At 45.8% G+C, this 2528-nt stretch carries 2 protein-coding genes; both read right to left on the reverse strand.

Going from position 1 to position 2528, the window contains the following annotated elements; genetic code table 11:
* Nucleotides 1-1925: TOTE conflict system archaeo-eukaryotic primase domain-containing protein (locus V7D78_RS17015; RefSeq protein WP_333609645.1), on the reverse strand; the 1925-nt coding region annotated here is incomplete at its 3' end.
* 37 nt (nucleotides 1926-1962) lie between these two features.
* Nucleotides 1963-2528, reverse strand: a 566-nt coding sequence (locus V7D78_RS17020; RefSeq protein ID WP_333609646.1) for a nucleotidyl transferase AbiEii/AbiGii toxin family protein, incomplete at its 5' end; no start/stop codon positions are given.

Consider the following 2528-nt stretch of genomic DNA (forward strand, 5'->3'; position numbering starts at 1 on the left):
GCCACAATTCGATTGGTGCGCCTTTCGCTTTCCATAATCAACCGATACACGTCGGCTACTTTCGGTCGCTCTTCGGTCAGTAACGCGTGCTGCTGCTCAGTATCTTGCAGCTGATGCACCTGCACCTCCTGCTCAAATTGTTCATCAGTCTGTGATTTGACTTTATGCCTGATCGGCCCTGCCGCCATGAAAATGATTTTCTGATGACCATCTTGTCTGTCTGGCGTTGCCGTTAGACCCAGCACATATTTCGCTCGAACCTCGTTTAACACCATTTCAAAGCGCGGGGCAGAAACATGATGGCATTCGTCCACTATAACGTGGCCATAATCCTGTACCAACGGCAGAATGGTGTTGTCCTTCAGGTTGATTAAGCTTTGATAGGTTGCAATATCAATAACGCCAGTGGGCTTTCTCTTGCCACCAGCGATCACACCAATTTCAGTTTCAGGTAGAAATGAGCGTAGACGCTCCTGCCATTGCTCCAGCAACTGACGGCTATGTACCAGAATTAAAGTATTTACTTTACGCTTCGCGATAATACCAATCGCCGTTACGGTTTTGCCAAATGCCGTAGGGGCATGCAAAGTACCCGTATCGTGTTTGGTCATCTCCTTAACTGCAATTTTCTGGTTTGGTCTAAGCGTCATCAACGGTTTTAGACCAACAAGCTTTTCACCTGTCGTACGCTTGTCATCAATTAACACGGCAATTTTACTCTCAGTGAGCAAAGCAATCGCCTCATCCAGACAGCCCCTTGGCAACGACAGATAGCCTTGCTCAATCTGGGCGCATGAAATAAATCTGGGAATACCATTAGTAGAAAAACGTAGTGCCTGAGTTTTAAAAAATACGGGGTTAGAAAAGCTGGCAAAGCGTTTTAGTCGAGCTGCCAGTAAATTGGGTAGTGTACTCAGCTCAAAATAAACTCGGTCAGCCAGCGTAACTGCCAACTGCGCTGGCGGATTATCCAGGAGCAAGGGACCAGGTTTTGCATTAGCTTCCCAAGGTGGGCGATTGTCAGGCACTTGTTGCTCTTTTTGCAGTGGCGTATTTGAGGATAGCTGGCTGAGTAGTTTGGTTAACTCTTGTTGTTTAAGACGTCTTATTTGCGCCAGGTGCTGCCACTGATCTTTTATCAATTTCAGTTCTGCATCAACAAATGAGCTGTTACCTGCTTGTCTGGCTTCACGCTGCAGCGGTAACGCAATTAAATTGCCAAAACCGCCCTCTGGTAACACATCCTGATTCGGGAATAATCTGTCGTAGGAATCAAATGACAGGTTTGGAAAGATCTCCATAGCTTTATCAAGCAGCGCAAACCCCAGTAATCGAGCCTCACTAGCTGGAACTCTACCTTCAAAAAAAATCCAAAGGTGTGCACCCTGCCCGGAGCGGGATATTTCAATTACGTGGGGGATTTCCAAATCCGCACAGACTTTTGCGATTGCCTTAACTTCGTCTTGCCAATGGCCTTTATCAAAATCGACAGCCAACAAAAAGCAGGTGTTGTCTTGGAGTAACGGATACAAACCAACCACTTGTTGACCCGCCAGATGGCGGTAAATAATCTGATCGTTTAACTCACGGAATTGCCGATGCTGGCAATCCATGCACTTTATACGCGGCTTATTACAAATTCCCTGTACCCACTCGTTGTTACAGGCAACAGAGTAACCTGCCCGCCCTTGTTGGTTTTGCCAACGATTGGCGAAAATATCCTGACGCCCACGGAATAAATTACGAAAAATCGCAACCTTCTGCGTTGGGGTTAAGTTTAAGCTACTATCGTCGGTCGGAGTTAACCTGAGTAAAGATTCCTTGCGAGCCAATAAAGCACTTTTTTCATACTCAATTTCTGCCAATCTAGCATCAATAGTAGCAACACTGTCGAAGCGTTTAGGATCAGCTTGATTTATAGACATGACAGCCAGTCCCCTCAATACTCACAAGCACGCAATATCAGCCGATATGCTGCTGTGTTAGCAATTGAACCATTTTGAGGGCATCAGGCCAAGCTACAGGTTGAGGGTGATACACTAAAGGCCCGATAAATCGTTTATAACGTTCAGCATATTTAGATTCCTCTAACTGGGCCAGACCAAATAGTAACTCTTTGCAGGGATCGGCTTTGAACTCCGGGTGTTGTTCACCAAATTGAACCACGTCAGTCTCGATCACTGCATCGATTAATTGCTTAAATTCTGCCTTATTGTCTAACTCAGTTTTAATCTGATAAAGATCGTAAGCATGGCGTATTAACTGATCGTCATCCTTCCGCTCTGTATAACGGGTTGCAACTGCCGTTCGGCGTAGCAGCGAAACCAGTTTCTCTGCAGCGGTGGAGACAAGAGAAACACAAGCAAACCGCTCAACCTCTGGTACCTTATTTATGACATCAGAATAAAACGAACTGACCGGATGGTAAGTGGCAGGCTGTAATAGCTCAGACTCGGTCAATTCTAATTGAATATGCGCCCGTAGTGCGTCACTGGAAGGGAATGCATTAGGATAATTTAGCAGTAATT

It is taken from the genome of Arsukibacterium sp. (assembly GCF_036735525.1).
GTDB lineage: Bacteria > Pseudomonadota > Gammaproteobacteria > Enterobacterales > Alteromonadaceae > Alishewanella.